This is a genomic window from Calyptranema fuscum S582, assembly GCF_055793305.1.
This window is the reverse complement of the sequence record NZ_JBSLYH010000015.1, coordinates 38,841-59,405: the sequence shown is the minus strand read 5'-3', so window position 1 is coordinate 59,405 and position 20,565 is coordinate 38,841. Positions and strand designations below refer to the sequence as shown.

The 20,565-nt window shown below is 47.3% G+C and carries 18 protein-coding genes and 1 pseudogene; 13 read left to right on the top strand and 6 right to left on the bottom strand.

Annotation, left to right across the window (positions count from 1 at the left end; genetic code table 11):
- Window positions 1-211: 211 nt before the first annotated feature.
- A complete protein-coding gene (locus tag ACR6Z4_RS12360) occupies window positions 212-346 on the bottom strand; it encodes a hypothetical protein (protein ID WP_479717574.1) in 135 nt (44 codons plus the stop codon).
- A gap of 107 nt (window positions 347-453) precedes the next feature.
- On the bottom strand, window positions 454-1,182 hold the full coding sequence (rpaB, locus tag ACR6Z4_RS12355) for a response regulator transcription factor RpaB (protein ID WP_479717573.1): 729 nt from the start codon (window positions 1,180-1,182) through the stop codon (window positions 454-456).
- A gap of 197 nt (window positions 1,183-1,379) precedes the next feature.
- Between rpaB and radA the strand changes: the two genes are divergently transcribed.
- The 6 genes and pseudogenes from radA to ACR6Z4_RS12325 all read left to right on the top strand — a co-directional run bounded on the left by radA (window position 1,380) and on the right by ACR6Z4_RS12325 (window position 7,992).
- A complete protein-coding gene (radA, locus tag ACR6Z4_RS12350; protein ID WP_479717572.1) occupies window positions 1,380-2,981 on the top strand; it encodes a DNA repair protein RadA in 1,602 nt (533 codons plus the stop codon).
- A 70-nt stretch (window positions 2,982-3,051) separates the two neighbouring features.
- A complete protein-coding gene (locus tag ACR6Z4_RS12345; protein WP_479717571.1) occupies window positions 3,052-3,327 on the top strand; it encodes a hypothetical protein in 276 nt (91 codons plus the stop codon).
- 5 nt (window positions 3,328-3,332) lie between these two features.
- On the top strand, window positions 3,333-3,545 hold the full coding sequence (locus tag ACR6Z4_RS12340; protein WP_479717570.1) for a hypothetical protein: 213 nt from the start codon (window positions 3,333-3,335) through the stop codon (window positions 3,543-3,545).
- A gap of 354 nt (window positions 3,546-3,899) precedes the next feature.
- Window positions 3,900-5,246, top strand: a pseudogene (locus ACR6Z4_RS12335) (leucine-rich repeat domain-containing protein); the annotation flags it as partial.
- A gap of 30 nt (window positions 5,247-5,276) precedes the next feature.
- Window positions 5,277-7,484 (top strand): COR domain-containing protein, encoded by a 2,208-nt coding sequence (locus ACR6Z4_RS12330; protein WP_479717643.1) that lies wholly within the window; start codon window positions 5,277-5,279, stop codon window positions 7,482-7,484.
- Between the two features lie 292 nt (window positions 7,485-7,776).
- Complete coding sequence (locus tag ACR6Z4_RS12325) at window positions 7,777-7,992, top strand: ssl0294 family protein (protein ID WP_479717569.1); 216 nt, start codon at window positions 7,777-7,779, stop codon at window positions 7,990-7,992.
- A gap of 131 nt (window positions 7,993-8,123) precedes the next feature.
- Here ACR6Z4_RS12325 and ACR6Z4_RS12320 read toward each other — a convergent pair whose 3' ends face one another.
- On the bottom strand, window positions 8,124-8,909 hold the full coding sequence (locus ACR6Z4_RS12320; RefSeq protein ID WP_479717568.1) for a tetratricopeptide repeat protein: 786 nt from the start codon (window positions 8,907-8,909) through the stop codon (window positions 8,124-8,126).
- A gap of 858 nt (window positions 8,910-9,767) precedes the next feature.
- On the opposite strand from ACR6Z4_RS12320, the gene ACR6Z4_RS12315 reads away from it, so the two are divergent.
- Window positions 9,768-10,232 (top strand): hypothetical protein, encoded by a 465-nt coding sequence (locus ACR6Z4_RS12315; protein WP_479717567.1) that lies wholly within the window; start codon window positions 9,768-9,770, stop codon window positions 10,230-10,232.
- Window positions 10,233-10,653: 421 nt separating this feature from the next.
- A complete protein-coding gene (locus ACR6Z4_RS12310) occupies window positions 10,654-11,214 on the top strand; it encodes a glutathione S-transferase family protein (RefSeq protein WP_479717566.1) in 561 nt (186 codons plus the stop codon).
- A 201-nt stretch (window positions 11,215-11,415) separates the two neighbouring features.
- Here ACR6Z4_RS12310 and ACR6Z4_RS12305 read toward each other — a convergent pair whose 3' ends face one another.
- A complete protein-coding gene (locus tag ACR6Z4_RS12305) occupies window positions 11,416-11,553 on the bottom strand; it encodes a photosystem II reaction center protein K (RefSeq protein WP_479717565.1) in 138 nt (45 codons plus the stop codon).
- 621 nt (window positions 11,554-12,174) lie between these two features.
- On the opposite strand from ACR6Z4_RS12305, the gene malQ reads away from it, so the two are divergent.
- From malQ to ACR6Z4_RS12285, 4 genes are all read left to right on the top strand, one after another.
- On the top strand, window positions 12,175-13,674 hold the full coding sequence (malQ, locus tag ACR6Z4_RS12300; protein WP_479717564.1) for a 4-alpha-glucanotransferase: 1,500 nt from the start codon (window positions 12,175-12,177) through the stop codon (window positions 13,672-13,674).
- A gap of 25 nt (window positions 13,675-13,699) precedes the next feature.
- The gene (locus tag ACR6Z4_RS12295) at window positions 13,700-14,020 is read left to right on the top strand and encodes a hypothetical protein (protein WP_479717563.1); all 321 of its coding nucleotides are present in this window, start codon (window positions 13,700-13,702) and stop codon (window positions 14,018-14,020) included.
- Between the two features lie 110 nt (window positions 14,021-14,130).
- Complete coding sequence (locus ACR6Z4_RS12290; protein WP_479717562.1) at window positions 14,131-15,303, top strand: TRC40/GET3/ArsA family transport-energizing ATPase; 1,173 nt, start codon at window positions 14,131-14,133, stop codon at window positions 15,301-15,303.
- Window positions 15,304-15,393: 90 nt separating this feature from the next.
- On the top strand, window positions 15,394-16,281 hold the full coding sequence (locus tag ACR6Z4_RS12285) for a carbohydrate ABC transporter permease (protein WP_479717642.1): 888 nt from the start codon (window positions 15,394-15,396) through the stop codon (window positions 16,279-16,281).
- A gap of 55 nt (window positions 16,282-16,336) precedes the next feature.
- On the opposite strand, the gene ACR6Z4_RS12280 is transcribed toward ACR6Z4_RS12285, so the two are convergent.
- The gene (locus ACR6Z4_RS12280) at window positions 16,337-17,599 is read right to left on the bottom strand and encodes a 2OG-Fe(II) oxygenase (protein ID WP_479717561.1); all 1,263 of its coding nucleotides are present in this window, start codon (window positions 17,597-17,599) and stop codon (window positions 16,337-16,339) included.
- Between the two features lie 18 nt (window positions 17,600-17,617).
- Window positions 17,618-18,517 carry a CDF family zinc efflux transporter Cdf31 gene (cdf31, locus tag ACR6Z4_RS12275; RefSeq protein ID WP_479717560.1) on the bottom strand — a complete coding sequence of 300 codons (900 nt, stop codon included), beginning with the start codon at window positions 18,515-18,517 and terminating at the stop codon, window positions 17,618-17,620.
- An 885-nt stretch (window positions 18,518-19,402) separates the two neighbouring features.
- On the opposite strand from cdf31, the gene ACR6Z4_RS12270 reads away from it, so the two are divergent.
- Entirely contained in the window at window positions 19,403-20,467 is a 1,065-nt protein-coding gene (locus tag ACR6Z4_RS12270; protein WP_479717559.1) for a YcbK family protein, read from the top strand.
- Window positions 20,468-20,565 lie beyond the last annotated feature (98 nt).

Genomic DNA, 20,565 nt, shown 5'->3' with positions numbered 1-20,565 from the left:
TGACGGTGAAAGTTTTCAGCCTAAATTATTTTGGATAGTTTCCTAAGAACAATGAGGCGATCGAACTCACCTGGGCATAACCCATTTATTCTGATTATTTCAGTATCTCCTAATTGTTGAACGTTGCTGAACCGAGTTCAACATTCGTGGCGCAATTTATCTGCCTGAAATGGCTGTATATCAATAAATTCAAGGATTTCAGACTATATATTCATTGCTTCAGAGAAATAAGCGATCGCCTTCTACCACCCTCGATCGCTTCCCTTTGCACCCAACACACCCGACGACTGAGACGATGAGTTTTTGCCAGCTTAAATTTTGCCGACAACCCTGCGGTTGACAACACCCTGATATCTAACAATGACGCACAACAAGCCATGCCGCTCTAGAAAACATCCAGGAACACACATCTCAAAGAAGATTTCTAAATTTCTAGAGCGATATGCTCCTGAATTATTCTTCTCCCGGTGGCACAATGCGTTGGAACGAATATCCGGTTCCTCTAGCGGTGAGAATCAGTTCGGGGTTGCTCGGATCGTCTTCTAACTTGGCACGTAAGCGAGAAATATGAACATCTACAACCCGTGTATCTACGTGCCGTTCGGGTGTGTAGCCCCAGACTTCTTGCAAAATTTCTGCCCGCGAGAACGGTTCTCCAGAGCGACCGACCAGCAACTCCAGCAAACTGAACTCCATCCCTGTTAAGCGGATGCGTTCGTCGCCTTTGTAAACCTGGCGTTTGTTGGTGTCGATGCGAATGTTGTTAATTTGGATCACGCCCGAACTGGGGATGCCAGACGTGCCCACCTTTTCAACCCGGCGCAACACCGATCGAATACGAGCTTCTAGTTCTTTAGGCGAAAACGGTTTGACGACATAATCGTCGGCACCTAGCTCTAACCCGGTAATGCGATCGGCAACATCTCCCAATGCGGTCAGCATAATAATGGGAACATCCGACTCCTTCCGCAACTCTTGGCAAACCCCGTAACCGTCGAGTTTGGGCATCATCACATCCAAAACAACCAGGTCTGGATTTGCATGCCGGAAGGTCTCCAAGGCTTCTTCGCCATCGGCGGCAGTGACTACGTCATAACCGATCATTGAGAGACGAGTTTCTAAAATGCGTCGAATACTAGCTTCGTCATCTACGACTAGAATTTTTTCCTTGTGAGTTTCCAACTTCCTTAACACTCCTTATGGCGAGTTTTTGATCATTAATTTTTGTCAGTTTATCATTAAGATATTACCCTATTAGCTCTTGAAGGGATCGCTAAAAAACTGATTACAACTACGCTTCAGGGTTTCTTAAGATTCGCCATCCACTTAATACTATCCTAAACAAAAACTCAACAATCTAAATCTTTCCTGAATCTATAATGCCTAAGCAGCGATCGCTATATGTGTGCAATGAATGTGGGGCTGAGTCGGCTCAACTTTTTGGCAAATGCCCCTTTTGTAATAGCTGGAACTCCCTGGTAGAGCAGGTTGTTAGCACTTCAGCTAATAGTTCTAGTCGCATCGGGGTCAGTGCGGCGACCCGCCCCGGCAACAAACCCCATGCCCCATCGGGCACATCCAGTCCGCCACAACCCCTGGCGTCTTTGATCCTGCCGCAAATTTCTGACTATCCCTTAGCGCGTTTGCCCTCAGGTTATACCGAGCTGGATCGGGTGTTGGGCGGTGGCATTGTCCCCGGTTCTCTGGTGTTAATTGGTGGCGATCCTGGGATTGGTAAATCAACCTTGTTGCTTCAGGTTGCCAATCGGCTGGCGCAGCACTATCGCATCTTATATGTCTGCGCGGAAGAATCGGGACAGCAGGTGAAATTGCGGGCGCAGCGGTTGGGTGTGAGTGAGGGGAAGGGAGATGGGGGAGGTGAGGGAGATGGGCTTCGCCGTGAGCGTAGTCGAACGGGAGATGGGAGAGATGGAGTAGGCGAGGGAGATGGGGAAGGTAGGGGAGGTAAGGGAGGTAGGGGGCAGGGGTTGACGGAGAACGGAAAATCTAAGGCGCAAAATTCTCCGGCTCATTTGTTGCCGGGTGCGCCTGATTTGTATCTGTTGCCGGAAATTGATCTAGAGACAATCTTGTTGGAGTTGGAGTCATTGCGGCCGCAGGTGGCGGTGATCGATAGTATTCAGGCACTTTATTTTGCCACGCTGAATTCGGCTCCGGGGTCAGTGGCGCAGGTGCGTGAGTGTACGTCGGCACTGATGCAGGTGGCAAAGCGGCAAAGTATTAGCTTATTTATTGTTGGGCATGTGACCAAGGAAGGGGCGATCGCCGGTCCTAAGGTGTTGGAACATCTGGTAGATACGGTGTTGTATTTTGAGGGCGATCGCTTTGCCAGCCATCGATTGTTGCGATCGGTAAAAAATCGCTTTGGTGCCACCCATGAACTGGGTGTGTTTGAAATGGTGGATAGCGGATTAGACGAGGTAGTGAATCCGTCAGAATTATTTTTGGGCAAACGTGATGAAGAAAATCCGGGAACTGCGATTATTGTGGCGTGCGAGGGCACTCGTCCATTAGTCGTCGAGTTACAAGCTCTGGTGAGTCCTACCAGCTATCCCTCGCCGCGTCGCTCTACCACAGGAATTGAATACAATCGCTTTTTGCAAATCTTAGCGGTGTTAGAAAAACGTGTCGGCATTCCTTTATCTAAGCTCGATGCCTATGTCTCGTCATCCGGTGGGCTAAATGTGGGTGAACCCGCTGCCGATCTGGGGGTGGCGATCGCCGTTGCTGCTAGTTTTCGCGATCGCGTCGTGGCTCCCGGTACAGTCTTAATCGGTGAGGTCGGTCTGGGGGGACAGGTGCGATCGGTGTCGCAGTTGGAAGTGCGCTTAAAAGAAGCAGCAAAGCTGGGGTTTAAACGGGCGATCGTGCCCAGTGGACAGACCTATCCTAAATTGGAGATGGAAATTGTTCCGGTGGCAAGAGTAGTGGATGCGATCGCCATGGCATTGAGCAAATAGATTAAACCCAGAGACAACTTCTACACCGCAAATTGTTAGAGCATTTTGTGAACAGAAATAGAGGGATTTTATGAACAAAAAACTAGTAGAATCTCTAGCCCAAATCATCCTTTCACTGTCAGTAGAAGAACGGCAATGGTTAGAGCATGAACTCCAACACTCTACTATTTCAAATCAGGTACCAGATTTAGAACTGCGCTTAAGAGAATTTGAAGAAAAATATCAAATGCCATCAGAGTATTTTTATCAGCATTTTCAGGCGGGTGAACTTGGAGATTCAATCGATTTCTTTGAGTGGAACACTTACTACGAAATGTTGAATTATGCCACAGTCAAAGCATCTTAAAATCGATGGCTTTAGTGCAATACATCGCTGCTGTCAAAGCAAAGCTGGTTGACAGTCCAATTATTGCTGCTATAGAAATTGTGGTTAAACATTTTCCAGATTTACCTAATTTTCCCCATCATATTCACATTGATTCAGAATCGAATGTAGAACCTGGAAAATCGCGAAATATGATCGAGTTCATCGAGTTCCTTGAATCTGAGTTGAGGTCAGTTTAGTTCGAAATAATTCGCGACAGGGCAGGTTTAACAAATCTCTGATCATCTTACAATCGGCGTTTCAGCACTTTTCGAATACAGCGCCCGCTTTCGACCCCATGCGACACCCCGTTTTAATTCTGGGTTAGGCTATATTCAATTTCAACAGCATTCTAAACCTGCATATCTTCCCATCGCATCCCCTCATCTCCTCATCTCCTCATCTCCCTCACCTTCCCCATCTCCCCCATCTCCCGTTCGACTACGCTCACGGCGAAGCCCATCTCCCTCATCTCCTCACCTCCCGTTCGACTACGCTCACGGCGAAGCCCATCTTCATCATCCCCACATCCCCCCTCACCTCCCCCTCCGCCCATGTCTGACCTTGACCTGATTCGCCAACTCGGAGACCGCCTGGGTCGCCCCCTGCAACACATCTCGGAAGACCAATTTGAACGGCACACCCAGGCAAACAATCGACGAGATTGGGGGAATCCAGATCTGATCACAGGGGATGCCTATACCCTAGCAAAAGATGGCACTGTCAGCGGACTGTTTTTGAAACCTGTGACCAGTCAGATTCTGGTTGACTTTCCCTTTGACCAACTTAGGCATTTAAAGTACCTTTATTTCAGGAAAGTTCATTTACCCAGCTTTAACTTTTTAAGTGAGTTAACCGAACTGACTACGCTTGATTTAAGTTCCAATGAAATCACTGATTGTTCTTTTTTAAGAGAACTCAAAGAACTCAAACAGCTTGACTTGAATTTTAATCAAATTAGCAATTATTCATTTTTAAGAGAACTTAAAGGACTCACATCACTTTCCTTAATTGGGAATCGATCTACTAATTTTTTATTTCTGAAAGATCTCAAAGAGTTTACATCACTTCATTTAAGTGCTGGTTACATAAGTAGCAATCACATTACTGATTTTTCATTCTTGAGGGAGATCGAAAGGCTCACTTCTCTTCATTTAAGTTCTAGTAAAATCACTGATTTTTCCTTTTTGGGGGAGCTCAAAAACCTTAAATCACTTAATTTAGATTTTAGTCAAATTACCGATTGCTCTTTTTTAGGGGAATTCAAAAGCCTTAAATTATTGAATTTGAGTAACACTCAAATCACCGATTTTTCCTTTTTGAGAGAACTCAAAAATCTCACATCGCTTGATTTGAGTAGTAATAGCATCACGGATTGTTCCTTTTTAAGGGAACTTAAAAGCCTTACATCACTTAATTTGAACCACAATCAAATCACTGATTGTTTCTTTTTAAAGGAACTCAAAAATCTTACATTGCTTAATTTAGGTAGTAACCAAATCACCGATTTTGCATTTTTAAGAGAACTCAAAAATCTCACATTGCTGAATTTGAGCAACAATCAAATCACCGATTGCTCCTTCTTAAAAGATCTCAAAAGTCTCACATCACTTGAGCTATGGAAAAATCACATCACTGATTGTTCCTTTGTAGGAGAGTTTAAAGAACTCAGACGGCTTGACCTGAGTGACAATCAAATCACCAATTTTGCATTTTTAAGAGAACTCAAAAATCTCAAATGGCTTAATTTGAATAACTATAGCATCACTAATTTTTCATTTTTGAGTGAGCTAAAAGATCTCTATTGTCTTCATTTGCAAAATAACGGTATCACTGATTGTTCTTTTTTGAGGGAGCTAACCGGGCTCATATCCCTTGATCTAGAGAACAACAAAATTACAAAAATTCCCCCGTGGTTGGCTGAAAGTAGAATGGCAGTCAAAATCAACGAAAAATATGCTTCCGACTTCATTAATCTCACCGGCAATCCCATCGAAGAACCCCCCCTGGAAATTGTCCGTCAGGGCAATGCCGCCATTCTCAACTACTACGCCCAACTCGCTACCCAGGGCAAAGATTATCTCTACGAAGCCAAAATGCTGATTGTGGGTGAAGGGGAAGCGGGTAAAACCACCCTGGCGCACAAAATTCCGCAGCCAAACTGTCCCTTGCCCCATGTGGATGACCGTACTAAAGGCATTAGCATTCAAGCCCATACGTTTCCTTGTCGGGATAGAGATCAATCTGAGACTTCTGCAACGCGAACCTTCCAGCTCAATATCTGGGACTTTGGCGGGCAGGAAATCTACCACTATACCCATCGTTTTTTTCTTTCCAAGCGGTCTCTCTATGTTTTAGTGGCTGACAACCGCAAAGACGATACGGACTTTAACTACTGGCTCAACATCATCGAATTGTTTGCCGGCAATAGCCCCCTGATCATCGTCCTCAACGAAAAAGGCGAGGTGCAGCGCAGCCTCAACCGGGCTGACCTGCTCAGCCGTTATCCCGACAGCATCAAAGACATCATCCCCATTAACTTCAAAACTCAGGAAGAACCCGATCCAGCCAAAGCCCAGCAACGCCTCAAACAGATTCATACACTGATTGGGCAGATCGAACACTGTGCCCAAAACCTGCCCCACATTGGCGAACCCGTTCCGGCTCGCTGGGTCGATGTGCGCCACGCTATCGAAACTGACGATCGCAACTATATCTATCGCTCTCAGTTTGATGAAATCTGTCAGGCTCACGACATCACCAGCAGCGCAGACATCGATACCCTGCTGGGCTACTTTCATGATCTGGGTATTTTGCTGCACTTTGCCGATAATCCCTTCCTACGCGATCGGGTTATCCTCAAACCTACCTGGGCAACCAATGCTGTCTATCGCATCTTTGATGACGACGGCATTAAAGCCAAAGCCGGACGATTTAGCCGCCAGGATTGCGCCCAGATCTGGAGCGATCCGCAGTATCGCCATATGCACGATGTCTTGATCGAGCTGATGAAAAACTTTCGGCTGGTCTACGAAATCGGCAACACTGGCGCACTGGTCGCGCCCCAACTACTGCCCCCCAACACCCCCACCTACCCCTGGAACGAAACGCAAACTAGCCAGATGCAACTGCGCTACGATGCCTTCATGCCCAAGGGCATCTTCTGGCAGTTTGCCGTCACCATGTATCGCTACATCGATAACCACGATTGGGTCTGGCGTAATGGCATGGTGATCCGTCGCGGCAACACCTGGGCAGAAATCAAAGAAGACCTGAACCTGCGCCGCATTTCCCTGCGTTTCTCTGGTCCCAGCATTGCCGAGTTTCGTGCCGTCATCGTCGATGAGCTAGACAGCATCAGCCAGTCTTACCATCGGCTGCACTACGACAAAATGATTCCCTGCCATTGCCAAGATTGCACAGATAGCAACCCACCGCATTTCTTCACATACACAGACCTGAAAAAGCGCCAAGAACAACGCAAAAAGACCACGATCGAATGTGTCAAAAGTGGAGAAGATGTCCCTCTCGGCAGCCTTCTGGAAGGCTACGAAGTTGAGGAAATTGTCGCCAGCCTGCCCGACAAACAAGGCGATGAACCCACCCCGCCACCCGACCCTTCACCTACCCCCAAACCTGCGATGCAAACCATCAAAATCTTTCTAGCATCTTCGTCCGAGCTAAAAAGCGATCGCGAGCAGTTCGAGATTTTTATTAGCCGTCAGAATGATTACTACATCGATCGCGGCATCCGCTTAAAGCTGGTGATCTGGGAAAACTTTCTGGATGCCATGTCTAAAACGCGATCGCAAGATGAATACAACAAAGCCATTTCAGACTGTGATGTGTTTGTCAGCCTGTTTCACACCAAAGTCGGGCAATACACCGACGAAGAATTTCTTACTGCACTAGAAACCTTTAAGAATAGCGATCGCCCCTTAATCTATACCTATTTCAAAGATGCAGCCGTCAACATGAGCCGCATTACATCCGAAATTGTGAGCTTGCTCACCTTCAAACAAAAGCTCTCAGATATGGGACATTTTTATCAAAACTACGCCGATATCAACGATCTCAAACATCAATTTGGTGAACAACTCGTCAAATTCCTCCCCAAATTAACCGAAACAGAACTGTAATCGGCTTTTGCAACAGATTGGCGATCGCGATCGATATCTACACCAAAAGTTTCTAGAGCATTTCGCTAATATATAGAACTAGTACTTTGTCAGCGTTAAATTTTAAGGTTGCGATCGCTGATCGCGCTCCCTCAGACCTCCGAGGTTTTGAAAACCTCAGAGGTCTGATGTCTCTATGGCTATGTTGGACTGATCGACCCGGCAAGGATCCGTCTTCGGGGTATCAGCTTAAAGAAATTTCACGATAAGATAAATAGCAAATGGGAAAAGGATTTGAGAGGAGCGCTGACACATGTTTCTGGATGAGTTTTCGCCATTATTTAAGGAAGTAGCGGGGCATCCGATCGCATTTCTGGGAGGGTTCTTTTCGGGGTTACTGCGTTTGAACTTAACCGAAGACCCCGTCAAAAGTTGGCTCGATCAGCAGTCTGGTGCTGCCTCCAGCACGACAACAAGCGATAGCTTCAATAACAAAAACAGTGGTCCACAATCGATCTCGATTGAGTAATTAACGCCCAATCAACAACAGAGGGGAGCGCTTTGCGCTCCCCTCTGTTGTTGATTAGATATTTAGCTCAATATTTTGACTGAGGACTGGGAAACCCTGGGTTTCGTAGTCTAATTTATCCTTGGATGCAGCTATTCCGCTAAGTATAGGGGGCTGATTAACTCGTCTAACCACATTTCGACGTGATTGTAGAGACGAGATGCTGTTTTAGTATTCGACCCCTCGGTTGCCAAAATGGCGATCGCCCGTTTGTAATCTGCGATCGCACAATTCCAGTCGCCGCGCAGATGATAAGCTCGTCCTCTTTCCGCATAAATATGTTCTTCTAAGCCATTCCCTAGACACAATGCCAAGTCAAAATTTTCGATGGCTCGGTCATACATTTCTAGGTCGCGGAACGTAATCCCCTGGTTGATCCAGGCGCGAATATTAGCAGGATTTAGATCAATGGCAGTGTCATAATCCAAAACGGCTTCCATAAACTGCCCTTGAGCCGCGAAATAATTCGCACGGTTATTGTAAACGCTATCTAACCAGGGACTAATTTCTAAGGCTTGGTCGTAATCCGCGATCGCTTTAGCGAGTTGACCGTCCTGGAAGTAAACCAGACCGCGATTGTTATAATCTTGCGCACTATTCGGATTGCGTTTGAGGACTTGGGTAAAAAGAGCGATCGCTTCGCTGCGATTTCCCTTTTGGGCTTCGATCAATGCCCGGTGGCGCATCATCGTTTCCCAGTCCGCCTGAGACATCGGGGATGCCGTTACTTTACAGGAGGTCTTATTAACAATCCGATGGCGCTTAGGATGCCAACCCTTGCTTGGACTTGAATCAGACTGGGACGAAGTCACGGTGGTTACTTCGGCAGCGTTTCTCAGGTTCTTATTGTTATCTCGGCGATTCGCAGGTGAGCGCATAACTATGGCATCCTCACAATGTTACAGAGCCAACGGCATCGAACTTTGGTTAGAGTGAACCCAGAGTTTTGGTAAAAAGAAAACCATCCTTAATCACTTCACTCATACGGAGGCTCTTTCCGCAAAGAACTCTAAAGTTGAACTCTAATTTTCTAATCTTTAGTTTCTAGTGTTTTTTGAAATGAGATGCAGGCACCTGTGTCACTTGATAATCTGTCTTTCTGTGGAGAAATGTGATGTTGAAACTACGGAATTGCAGATTCGCCGTGCAACAACATGTGAAATTCTCAAGCGGTTGATGAGCAATGGAAACACCCCTCTTATCAGTACCATTAAGGAGGTCTACTAGCCGTATGTTTTCGGAAAATTTACTGACCCATCATCAGAAAAACTACATATGACATTGCCGTTGCGTTCAGAATTAAAGCAATTTCATCCACCGCATTACCCGGTCTCATCAGCCCTAACAGGATGCGCAAATGAGGTAGGGCAAGCTTTATACGTCATGGTCTATTAATTTGTCTGGATCAATTATTCACGCATCATCTCACCTCAGAGATTCATGAATCTTCATCTTGACTTGATGAACTGTCTCTTCATGATGCTCACAGTTACGTTTGACGGACTAAACTCAATCCAATCGTTATGGGTGTGAGATGCATCACATTTCTCTCATAACTGACTCAATCTTTAGGATTTTCTTCACAGTAATCAAGCTTTCTTTACAAAGAAACTCTGAGGAAAAATCAGGCTTTCTGAACAAGTCTGAATCGCGGAGAGGTGACACGGTAGAATGCTGGTGAAACCGATCGATTTAATCCATCCATCGACATAACAAGTATCCATTGACATTTCACTATGACAACTGCAACAGCTTATTCCAATGCGCCAGATCTCTCTACAGAAGATTACTTGGTTGTCGGTTTAGCAACCTGTTTTATTAAAGAAGATGGTGAAATTCATCAGGTCAAGATTGTTGAACCGATTCCTTCAGCAGCATTAGAGGCGATCGCCAAAGGCATTCCCACGTCCTATCAGATGGTGTATGGAACCACTCTAGGCGCGGTTTTAGCGGGGGATGAATTGACGTTGCCCACAGCATTCCCAGACACGGCTCAGTTTTGTGATGAGTTTAGTACACGGGCGATCGCCGCTACTCGCACATACAAGTCTCGTCCTTCGGCTCAAACCATTGTTCCTTGCGGCACTGTTAAAGACGATTTCAACTTTTCTGTAGAACGGAAGCGAGTACTGAATTCAGAACGAATTATTCGCACCGAAGATAACGTCAAGCAGCATCCCCATACGCATCAAGTGCTGTAAACCACACTGCTTAATAGCGGCAAAAATTGACCGTGACACCTTCGGTGTCACGGTCAATTTTTTGCCCAAAATCAGCAACACCAGTGCTGTAAACCGATCCAGATAAAATGGGTAAACGGGTTGGCTTTACTGCCCCTTTTACAATACAAAAGGGATTGCGAAACCTGGGTATGAATTTTGACGGTGCCGAATGGCGTCCAAATCCATTCCTGCCAATCAGTAACGCCCTACGGATCGGGGACTGAGTAAGATCGAACATGGAATCATTTGTAGGGGCGAACGGCCGTTCGCCCCTACAACACATCATCGAGGTCACTTAATTCCCATTCCTACGGGGGGACTAAATAAAACCAAACATAAACATCCGGGTTTTATTTAAGTTGTCATCCTCAGTAAAAAACGTGTTAACGGGTCATTCTTGATGTTGAAACTCTATGGTGGTGCCCGGAGTCGGGCATCTATCGTTCAATGGTATTTGGAAGAACTTACGGTTCCCTACGAGTTCGTTTTGTTAGATATGCAGGCTGGCGAGCATCGCCAACCTGATTTTTTGGCAATTAATCCTGTTGGCAAGGTACCGGCGATCGCAGACGGCGACTTCAAACTATGGGAGTCGGGTGCCATTTTGCTATATCTGGCAGAAAAGTATGGTCCGAGTCTGACATTAGAGCAACGCTCAGAAGTAGCGCAGTGGGTGATTTTTGCTAACGCCACTCTGGGACCTGGGATGTTCTCAGAAGCCACTCGTGAAACTGAGACGCCGCGATTGTTAACGGCGCTAGATACGGCGTTAAGCCATCAGTCCTATTTGGTAGCAGCACAGTTTAGCGCAGCCGATGTTGCGATCGGTTCAATGCTGGCGTATGCCACGTTGCTGCTAAAGATAGAATTTACCGACTATCCTGCGATCGCCAACTACATGAAGCAGCTTGGCGAGCGACCTGCATTTCAAAAGATAATCGGGGGTCGATCGAAGTCCTAAACTATCCCGTTTACTTGTAAAGACGTGATCAATCGCGTCTCTTCAAGATTTCCATTAAAAAAAGGGTAGTCCTAAAAAAGTCATGATTTTTTGTGGCGCGGGCGACGCCCGCGCCACAAAAAATCATGACATGAATACCATTACCAAAAAAAGAGCGATGACGAATCATCGCTCTTCCCAAAAACCTCTTTTCTATGAAGCTTATCTAAAACCAACCGAAGCTTGCCAAACAAACGCCAGCAAGAAGAAAAATAAAGGAATTAGAGGCAGAACATCCACCAAGGGGTCGAAGATTGAGTAGGCTTCAGGTAACTTTGCTAACAGCAATGCCGCTTCCATGAATATGTAGACCTCTCCAACACAGATTTCATAATTGCTGCATATCTTAACATGACTGGGGATACAAGTTTAAGCTTTATAAAACGGGTTAACATCCCTCGCGATCGCTCAGGAAAACGATAAGCTGAAGGGTGTGCTGACTCTCAGGCTTATTTTCCCAGGAACAGGTTTTGGCATGACTGAGGTTTTCATCGTTGTAGGTTCAGTCATCCCTCAATTTTTTTGGAAAGGTGGCATGGATAACACTGCTTTCACGCAAGCAACTCGGTACGCTGTACTGATGGAATCCAAATTGCCCCTGGTTTCTAACAGCCGCCCAGTCAACGGATGATGGGTCTGAATGTGTGGGCAATGACGTTGAACCGCCTATAGAGTGAGTATTTCAAAATCATGATGACTCACACATTTGAACCACAACCAGTCAACGAATATGCAGCCTAGTGGTCTGTCAATTAAAAATTGATGGTTAAAACGGGCGATGTGCCGCGCTTCGCGCGGCACATCGCCCGTCAGAAAATACTTGATAAAGCACTAGCAGCTTGCCAGAGAAATAGATTTAGGGGGATCTCCGACACGCTCCTAATCTGAGGGTAATTTTGTAGTTTTCATTCTATTTAGCCTATGTCTTCCAGAGTTAGCGGCGTTTTACTCCATCCCACATCATTTCCAGGTCGGTTTGGGATTGGAGATTTGGGGTCAGCAGCCTACCAGTTCATTGATTTTCTCTATCACAGTGGGCAGCGACTCTGGCAGATTTTGCCGTTGGGTCCTGCTGCCTATGGCAATTCCCCTTATATGTGTTACTCGTCAATGGCAGGAAATCCGCTGTTGATTAGCCTGGAATCGTTGCAAACCCAGGGGTTGTTAGAGGCGTCGGATTTAGACCATCTGCCCCACTTTTCTGACGATACGGTGGACTACGAGCGGGTGATTGAGCTGAAAATGCCACTGCTGGTAAAAGCGGCTGAAACCTTTAAGGCAAATGCTGCGGAAGCCGACCAGACAGCCTATGAAGAATTTTGTCAGAGTCGGGCGTTTTGGCTCGATAACTATGCGCTGTTTATGGCGTTGAAAGGGGCGCACAACGGCATTGGTTGGAATCAATGGGGTGAGGCGATCGCCCAACGTCATCCAGATGAGATGGCTCAGTGGCGCGACAAGTTGAGCGATGAAATTTATCATCACAAGTTTTTTCAATTTGAGTTTTTTCGGCAGTGGTCACACCTGAAGGACTATGCCAACGAAAAAGACATTCAGATCATTGGCGACATTCCCATTTACGTTGCCCATGATAGTGCCGATGTTTGGGCATATCCCGAAAACTTCCACCTCGACCCAGAAACGGGCGAACCGGCGTTGATGGCAGGCGTTCCCCCCGATTATTTCAGCGAAACCGGACAACTGTGGGGTAACCCAATTTATAACTGGGAAACAATCCAGGAATCAGGTTTCCATTGGTGGATTCAACGTGTGCGGGCGTTGCTCGATTATGTAGATTGGGTGAGAATCGACCATTTTCGTGGATTCAGTGCTTACTGGGCAGTTCCGGAGGGCGAAACCACTGCGATTAATGGGGAATGGATGAATGCGCCGGGAACCGAGTTTTTTGAAGCACTGCTCAAGGAATTGGGCAAGCTACCCATTTTGGCAGAAGATTTGGGCGTAATTACTCCCGATGTCGAAGAATTGCGCGATCGCTTTCATTTCCCCGGCATGAAGGTGTTGCACTTTGCCTTCGGTTCTGATCCGGGCAATCCGTTTTTGCCCTACAACCACGGTCGCAATTTTGTCGTCTATACCGGCACCCACGACAACGATACAACCGTAGGGTGGTTTAATAGCCTCAACGACTGGGAACGGGGCAGAGTGTTGCAATATCTCGGTTGCACCTGCCCCTTTGGCATCCATTGGGATTTAATTCGGGTAGCAATGACCTCTGTTGCCGATCGAGTCATCTTCCCCCTGCAAGATATTTTTGGGTTGGGCACCGAAGCACGGATGAATTTCCCTGGATTGGCGACGGGTAACTGGGCATGGCGCTATCGTGCCGATATGCTGACTCAGGAATTAGGCGATCGCCTGCGGTCGATGACCGAAATCTACGGGCGGATGAAACAATAATGTGCAAGATGGTTGCTGGCACGTTGTGCCAGCAACCATCTTGCCTCGGCAAGAATTAGTAATTCCCAAAATTATGGATCGATTGGTGTGGCTGGCGATCGCAGCTGTCGGTGGCATAGCGGCGATTCTGGGTAGCTTGATGGTGCTGGGTTGTCTGGTACTATGGCTGATTCCTGCCAAAACGTTGGGGGCTGAGCCTGCTACGGTATGGCAAAACAAACTGAAACTCATGGCGATCGCGTTAGTCCTCTCGCTAAGTGGCATTGGCGTACTGGCGATCGTGCCGTTTCCGGGGCGATCGGCGTTCCTGCCCGAAGATTTTGATATTACGGCGTTGCTGCGTTAGGAACACATCCCGGTTTTACATATCCTCGTCGCCTAACTGTCCTGTCTCCGCGAAAACCCGATAAAGTAAAAGAATGTAAACATTTCTCATCCGGAAGGGTTGAACAGTTCATGCGCGTAATCTTGATGACTGGCAAAGGAGGCGTTGGCAAAACCTCTGTAGCAGCGGCAACGGGGCTGAGATGTGCAGAACTGGGTTATCGCACCCTGGTCCTGAGTACTGACCCAGCGCATTCTTTAGCCGATAGCTTTGATATGGAATTGGGGCACGATCCCCAACTGGTTCGCCCCAATCTCTGGGGGGCAGAGCTAGACGCCCTGATGGAGTTGGAAAGCAACTGGGGTGCGGTCAAGCGCTACATTACCCAGGTTTTGCAAGCCCGTGGGTTAGATGGGGTCGAAGCTGAGGAACTGGCAATTTTGCCTGGAATGGATGAAATTTTTAGTCTGGTGCGCATGAAGCGACACTATGACGAAGGCACTTACGATGTTTTGATTATTGACTCGGCACCCACTGGAACAGCACTGCGGTTATTGAGTTTGCCAGAGGTGGCAGGTTGGTACATGCGTCGCCTGTATAAACCGTTTCAAGCCGTATCAGTTGCTTTGCGTCCGCTGGTAGAACCGTTATTCCGCCCGATCGCCGGATTCTCTTTGCCCGACAAAGAAATCATGGATGCGCCCTACGAGTTTTATGAGCAAATTGAGGCGCTGGAAAAAGTGTTGACCGATAACACGCAAACATCGGTACGGTTGGTGACCAATCCCGAAAAAATGGTGATCAAAGAATCGCTGCGTGCCCACGCTTATCTCAGCCTGTACAACGTGGCAACAGATATGGTGGTAGCAAACCGGATTCTGCCCGATACTGTTGTCGATCCTTTCTTTCAGCGCTGGAAAGAAAACCAGCAAAAATATCGTCAGGAAATCCACGACAACTTCAGCCCCCTGCCGATTAAAGAAGTGCCTCTCTACTCAGAAGAGATGTGTGGTCTGGCAGCTTTAGAACGGTTGAAAGAAACCCTGTATGGCGATGAAGACCCCGCCCAGGTTTACTACAAAGAAACCACGATGCGGGTGTTGCAAGAGCAAAATCAATACAGTCTGGAACTCTATCTCCCTGGCATTCCTAAAGAAAAAATCGAACTGAGTAAATCGTCAGATGAACTCAATGTGCGGATTGGCAACCATCGGCGTAATTTGGTCTTACCGCAAGCCCTGGCAGCGTTACAACCCGCTGGCGCAAAAATGGAAGGAGACTATCTCAGAATCAAATTTGCTTGAGCGATCGCCCTTTTCCCTAGCTTGAAATGGAGGATACTGGTGAGAGCCGCACGGCGTGCGGCTCTCACCAGTCTTGAGCGTTTATTCCCCATGGAGCGATCGCCCCTGCCGATTAGACAAACGGATCGAGAAACCCTGACAGCCTGGTTATTTCTGTCACCGGCGCTGCTTCTCTTAGGTATCTTTGTTTTTTATCCAATTGGCTACCTCTGCTATCTAAGTTTCACCTCAGGCAGCTTTACCCGTGCCGGGGTGCAGTGGATTGGCTTAAACAACTATGGGCGATTGTTGATAAATCCCGATTTTTGGCAGGTCTTGGGGAATACGGTCTACTTTGCGATCGCCACTCTGCTTCCCAGCCTAGCCATTCCTCTCAGCTTAGCCGTCCTCCTCGATCGCACTGTTGCTTTACGGGGAATTTTGCGGACGGCTTACTTCATCCCCTCGATTACATCATTGGTTGCGGTAGGACTGGGGTTTCGCTGGCTGTTTCAACCCGACGGTCCAATTAATCACATCCTGGGTCAGGTCGGCATCGCACCAATCTCCTGGCTGAGTAGCACCACCTGGGCAATGCCCGTCATGATTGTCCTGAGCATCTGGACACAATTGGGCTTCAATCTGGTTGTGTTTTTGGCAGGCTTACAAACCATCCCGCAAAATCGCTATGAAGCAGCAGAGCTAGACGGAGCCAATGGCTGGCAACAGTTTTGGTATATCACATTGCCGGGATTGCGCCCCACCCTGATGTTTGCCACTATCACAACGGCAATTTTTACCCTGCGCAGTTTCGAGCAACCCTATATCATCACCGGAGGGGGTCCACTCAACTCGACCAATTTGCTGGTGTTCTATATCTATACCGAAGCCTTCGGCCAGTTCGATTTTGGCTATGCCGCCGCCGCCGCAACGGCTTTATTAATCGGGGCAATGCTTCTGGTCTATGTGCAACTGCGCTGGGTGGGCGATGATCCCTGAGCCAAATCTGACCTGCCCCACACCCCAACCGGGACGTTATGAGACATCAAACCCTTTATCGCCGTTTCTTTTTTGATTTGGGTTGAAACCCATGGCTGGGTTTAACCGTTGCAGGGCGATCGCCAGCTTTTGAATTGCCAGCTTTTGAATCGTTATTTTTGCGATCGCCAGCTTTTGAATCGTTATCACTCGATACGTCACTAGCGGATTGAGCCGCTTTTCCCGACTTCAACACCACATACTTAGCATTCTGCTCTCGCACCCGCGCATCATCATCGTTATAAAAGAAAGAGAGCAAAGCAAACCGACGCCCCTGGGTTACTGGCGTTGCCTCATGCAATAACGAACAGGAAAAAATCACAGCCTCTCCTGTTGCAGGGCGATATAGCCGCGAATCATATTCTGGGAAGCGCAAACATCCCCCCTCATAGTCACCCGTATTCAGATTGAGGCTCATGGCAAAGCGTCGATGGGCAGTGCCCTTCGTTGTATTGTCTCGATGACGATGAAAAAACCCTTGATCCGATGCTTCATAGCACGCCACCAAATGCCGCTCAAACCGGGTAATCGTAAATTGAAATACTTTTTCAATCTCTGGCTTGACTCGACGTAACACTAATTCATTAATCGTCTGTAATAGAGACGCCTCCATAATCGGAAAGTCACGCCGTTTTTTGAACCCATAGTCGAGAATCTCAACGGTTTTGCCCTCGACCTGCCGCATAAACCCAGAATCTCTGCCCCCATTAGCTTCATACAGCTGAATCAAATGCTGGCAAAACTCTGGCTCAAACACTTGAGGAATAAACAGCACAGGTGCTTGCCGATTTGCCAGAGTCGGTGGCTCAAATACAGGCAAACGCTTAGCAAACTCAAGGACTTGCCTTGCATGGTGGGCGGGCTCGTCAATCGTAAAAGTCCGAACAATATGCAAATTTTCGTCTAACACAAAGGTCGTTGGTGTATAGCTACCGCCCTGATGCTTCGCTTCAGCAAGTTGGCACACACCATACAACGTGCTGACCTGTCGTTCAAAATCCCACAGCAATTTAAAGAACGTAGGGTGGCTGATCTGGTCTTTAAATACCCGATCATCCGGATCGATCGTGACCCCAAAAAAGGGAATCTGGGCATCTGTCAATTCAGATTGCAATGCCAGAAAGTCGTTTAAGATCTGCTGGCTGCTACCAAACTTACAACTTCCCAGGAAACTCAAAATGACCCGATAGCCCCCTACCGTATCAAAGTTGTAATTTGCGCCTGATGTTGCAGCAACTGTAAACCAGGGAGCCGGATCACCTGTTGTTAGATGGGACATGGCAAAACGTCTTCAAAATCAATGCGATTCGTAACTAATTTGGGTGGAATGGTAGGTAGGAGGTTCAACATGAATACTGATTCTGACGGAACCATAGCGTTCTTCTAACCTCTGCTCAACCAGCTCAGTAATGTTATGAGCGGTCTCAACATCCGACGCATCCACAATCAGGTGCATTTCGATAAATACCTGACGCCCCAAAACGCCTCTAGACGCGATGCTGTGACAGTTAATCACTCCCGGCACTTGCATCACCAAATCATGAATCGCTTCCGGGGCGATCGCCATTTCATCGACTAACCAGGGCAAATTTTCCCGCAGCACATTCCAGCCACTCCAAAATACTAATAACGCAACAGGAAATGCCAACACAATATCAAGCCACTGGAAATCAAACACCCAGATGCCGACCAACCCTGCCAGCACACTGATCGTTACCCAAATATCACTCATCGTATGGTAAGCATCCGCAATTAAGATGGGGCTGCCCACCCGATTTCCCACCGCGCGTTCATAAAACGCGACAAAAATGTTCACGCCCAGCACGATGAGCAAAAGCCACAACTCTGTCGGCGAGATACTGACAGGCTCTCCACCCGTGAGAATGCGCTCCGACGTTCCCCGCAAAATCTCAAAACAAGCAATCCCTAAAAATGCAGCGATCCCCAAGGCACCTACGGCTTCAAACTTTTGGTGCCCGTAGGGATGCTCTCGATCGGGTTCGGGTAACGAAAATCGACTGGCGACTAACCCAAGAACATTATTGGCACTATCGGTGACACTGTGCAGGGCATCTGCCAGGATGCTCAAAGAGCCTGTCCCCAAACCAATGATTACCTTCAAGAGCATCACAAATAGATTCAGTACTAGCGTGATGATCAAAACCTTACGAACTTCAGAACGCTGATCGATATTCACAAAACCACCCCAAAATCAAGCATTTTATGATCTGTAATTTTTCTATAAAGACGCCGTACTCATTGATAGGTTGGGCTTAAATTTAAGTGGGCACAGATTATTCAGCAATGTTTCATCTTACGGTCTTGTGAGATGGTTGCAATCGATTTTGTCGTCGGTAGTAACCTTCGTCCATAGCTTATAATCCAAACCCTGCAAATGACTATAGCCATCCTCAAGCCGGTATGGATTTGGCTTTTCTAGAGGCACGTCACACCCCCAAAATTCAATCATCAAACTGGTTTATGGATGAATACCGATGGGCACACTAGTGTACCAGGGGCTTTGCTTCTGCACACACCCATCTCAACTTCATCCAGCAGCACTCGTTACCCATAGAGATTGGAATTGGGGATGCAGGGGGCACGGCTCCCAGGCAGGGGGCACAGCCTCCATACCCCATCATGACCAAACACTCAATCTCCATCGGTAGCTCAGGCTTAAGGAATTAAGAACAGTACCGAAATAAACGTGTGAGCCGTGGTTCGCACTTTCTAAAAATTAGATGAGTAATTATTTGGCTTCATCTACTTATAAGGTATGTTCTAAGATTCATTAGACATCGTAAGGTCAAACTGTTGGCAAAGTTTTGCAGAGAACCTAAATCCTTTCCTCGGCACTCAACAGTATGTTTACAGCTATTTAGGAAACTCATCAATTCTTTACCATCAAGCATTACCAATTGCCCGTTGAGTTGTACCTCACATGTCTGGATGTTTTTAATGGCGTTGCGATCGCAACGTTCTGCAAATTTATCCTTCAATGTTTAGCCACCCCCCATCGGTTCGAGATGGTCGTTCGTGAGCAGCGCAATTCAACTAATGCATCGTTTAAGAGGATTGACGAATGGCAACTAAACGCATTTTAAGAATAACTGACCCCAGAGCTGTTTTAAAACGGCGTCCAGTCTATGCTGGCGAGCTGACTGACGCAGAAAAATTCCCGGTCGCAGATGGAACAGAATATGCCATCGAGTCGTATGCCTATGCGGACTCGTTTGGAGATTTTGATGAACATATCAAATTTACGTTGCAAGGTACCAGCGTTAAAGGATTCAACACCTGGTTTGTGTTCAATCGCTTTGCAGAAGTAGAGTTTGATGGGCAAATTGTCTATCCCTGGGAAGAGCAAACGGCAGCTCAAGTTCTCAAAATTACACAAGATACAGTACTCAAGCGTCGCCCTGTGCAGTCATCTGAGCTGGCAGCCGATGAGATGTATAAAGTGCCCAAGGACATGACTTTTGATTTGCATTCCTACGCCTATGCGGATGCCAAAGGAGAGTTTAACGACCACATCAAATTTGCCATCAACAACCAGGAACAATACATCAAGGGCTTGAGTACCTGGTATGTATATGAGCTGCATGCTCAAGTGGAATATGACGGTAATGTCGTCTATCCTTTGCCCAAAGAAGCTACACCGACCGCAGCACCTGCCTCTACACCGGCACCGGCACCGGCACCGACACCAGGGTCATATAAAGGGCAAAAGCTAACCCTACCCGGAGGTAAAGGCACGGTATATACCGACCAACCGATTGTTGCAGGGGGGGTGTTTACGTGGGGTGAAGCCACCCATGGAGGCTCTCGCATTCCGCAAACACCGGAACACGCAGACAACATCATTGCTGCTGCAACTCAGCTAGAAAAGTTTAGGAAGCAAATCGGAAAACCCTTCCGTATTACGTCCTGGTATCGTCCTGAACCCTTTAATAGCCGTGCAGGTGGGGCAAAACGCAGCCAGCATCTGGCAGGCAAAGGGGTAGACATTGTCGTGGCTGGGTACATGGGGCGAGATTTGGGCAAACTGGCATTGCCCTGGTGGCCCGGTGGTCTTGGCATTTATCCCGGCAATAGAAAACATATTTTGCACCTGGATGTCGGTCCCAAGCGGAACTGGGGTTTTTAGTCCCCCATAGCGCTAGGCGATCAGACTCCAGCGGATGATGTGTTGAAAAGCGGCGCGAAGCACCGCTTTTCAACACATCACTTGTTTTAAATCGATTT

What these genes read in the sequence shown, in the direction of transcription:
- ACR6Z4_RS12290 (WP_479717562.1), top strand. Translation starts at nt 14,131, where the DNA reads ATGCGCGTAATCTTGATGACTGGCAAAGGAGGCGTTGGCAAAACCTCT.
- malQ (WP_479717564.1), top strand. Translation starts at nt 12,175, where the DNA reads ATGTCTTCCAGAGTTAGCGGCGTTTTACTCCATCCCACATCATTTCCA.
- ACR6Z4_RS12325 (WP_479717569.1), top strand. Translation starts at nt 7,777, where the DNA reads ATGTTTCTGGATGAGTTTTCGCCATTATTTAAGGAAGTAGCGGGGCAT.
- ACR6Z4_RS12315 (WP_479717567.1), top strand. Translation starts at nt 9,768, where the DNA reads ATGACAACTGCAACAGCTTATTCCAATGCGCCAGATCTCTCTACAGAA.
- ACR6Z4_RS12330 (WP_479717643.1), top strand. Translation starts at nt 5,277, where the DNA reads ATGGCAGTCAAAATCAACGAAAAATATGCTTCCGACTTCATTAATCTC.
- ACR6Z4_RS12345 (WP_479717571.1), top strand. Translation starts at nt 3,052, where the DNA reads ATGAACAAAAAACTAGTAGAATCTCTAGCCCAAATCATCCTTTCACTG.
- ACR6Z4_RS12310 (WP_479717566.1), top strand. Translation starts at nt 10,654, where the DNA reads ATGTTGAAACTCTATGGTGGTGCCCGGAGTCGGGCATCTATCGTTCAA.
- radA (WP_479717572.1), top strand. Translation starts at nt 1,380, where the DNA reads ATGCCTAAGCAGCGATCGCTATATGTGTGCAATGAATGTGGGGCTGAG.
- ACR6Z4_RS12305 (WP_479717565.1), bottom strand. Translation starts at nt 11,553, where the DNA reads ATGGAAGCGGCATTGCTGTTAGCAAAGTTACCTGAAGCCTACTCAATC.
- ACR6Z4_RS12280 (WP_479717561.1), bottom strand. Translation starts at nt 17,599, where the DNA reads ATGTCCCATCTAACAACAGGTGATCCGGCTCCCTGGTTTACAGTTGCT.
- ACR6Z4_RS12285 (WP_479717642.1), top strand. Translation starts at nt 15,394, where the DNA reads ATGGAGCGATCGCCCCTGCCGATTAGACAAACGGATCGAGAAACCCTG.
- ACR6Z4_RS12270 (WP_479717559.1), top strand. Translation starts at nt 19,403, where the DNA reads ATGGCAACTAAACGCATTTTAAGAATAACTGACCCCAGAGCTGTTTTA.
- ACR6Z4_RS12320 (WP_479717568.1), bottom strand. Translation starts at nt 8,909, where the DNA reads ATGCGCTCACCTGCGAATCGCCGAGATAACAATAAGAACCTGAGAAAC.
- ACR6Z4_RS12340 (WP_479717570.1), top strand. Translation starts at nt 3,333, where the DNA reads ATGGCTTTAGTGCAATACATCGCTGCTGTCAAAGCAAAGCTGGTTGAC.